Genomic DNA, 1,174 nt, shown 5'->3' on the forward strand with positions numbered 1-1,174 from the left:
GGGTCCCGGGTGATGCCCCGCCGGGGGTGGCCCACGCGGTAGGCCTGGTCCGTGGGCGGGCCCGTGTTGTGGCCCGCCGACGAGCCATGGCCGCACTGCGAGGGACCGCACCAGTGGGACGGGCGGAACGCGATCCTCTCGCCTGAGGACGTGCGGCAGCGGCGACGCATGCGGGCAGCGGTGGCGAACCGGCCGGGCGGCGATCCCCCGGGGACCCGGTACACGCCCGAGGAGCTGGCGATCGAGGAGCGGATCAAGGCCGGCCGCCCGTGGCCCGAGGGCCCGATCCCCCTGCTGCCCGTGGCCCAGTTGTACGTACGCGACGTCCCCTTGCTGCGCCCGCCCGGGCAGGCCGAGGCAGATCTGCTCCAAGTGCTGTGGTGCCCCTTCGACCACCCCGCGCAGCCCGAGACCGCGCTGTTCTGGCGGTCCGCCGCCGCAGTCACCGACATCCTCGACACACCCCCCGAGCCGCCCGCGATCCAGTTCCCCGGCTACCTGCCGGAGCCGTGCTTGCTCACGCCGGAGCAGATCACCGAATACCCCAACATCATGGAACTGGGCAAGGAGCTCCAGCGGCGGCTGGAGGACTGGCGCAGGTGGCAGGCGGCCGGCGCCGCTCTGGACACCTTTAACAACACGCCGTACCCGCTGGACAGCTCTGACACGCCCTACTCGAAGGATTTCTACAACGAGCTCTACACGGGCAGGATGTCCGTCGCTCCCGGCTGGAAGGTCGGTGGTTGGACCAGTTGGGGCCTCACCGATCCCATACCCCGGCTCTGCCCCTCATGCGGCACCGAGATGGAGCCGCTGCTGACCATCGCCTCGGGCGAATGGAACTCCAACTATCCCGACTGGATTCCCGACGAGGACCGAGCCCGCTCTCTGTCATCCACCATCCATCCCGAACCGCACAACCCGACCATGCTCGACCTCGCCCGAGGCTACGATCTGCAGCTGCACGTCTGCCCGGTATCCCCGGACCATCCGCACATCGAGCTGATCCAGTGAGCCGTTCCCCAGTCAGCGGCTGCGCCGCCGTCCGCCGGACTTCGGTGGCGGCCGCCAGCTCCAGTTCCAGCAGGTGATGCTCCGGCGTCGGCGATCTCCAGCCGGCCCGCCAGGTACTCCGTGACCTCCACCGGTACCTCGCGCGGCTCCTGCCGGAGCC

The 1,174-nt window shown here is 70.2% G+C and carries 1 protein-coding gene; it reads left to right on the plus strand.

Annotated elements, in window-relative coordinates; translation table 11 throughout:
- The first annotated feature begins 168 nt into the window (after positions 1-168).
- Complete coding sequence (locus tag ACFWBT_RS43100) at positions 169-1,014, plus strand: non-ribosomal peptide synthetase (protein WP_385710336.1); 846 nt, start codon at positions 169-171, stop codon at positions 1,012-1,014.
- Positions 1,015-1,174 lie beyond the last annotated feature (160 nt).

It is taken from the genome of Streptomyces sp. NPDC060027 (genome assembly GCF_042737005.1).
Lineage (GTDB): Bacteria > Actinomycetota > Actinomycetes > Streptomycetales > Streptomycetaceae > Streptomyces.

Excerpts from the sequence above, each read along its gene's own strand:
- ACFWBT_RS43100 (WP_385710336.1), top strand. The coding sequence starts at position 169 with ATGCGGGCAGCGGTGGCGAACCGGCCGGGCGGCGATCCCCCGGGGACC.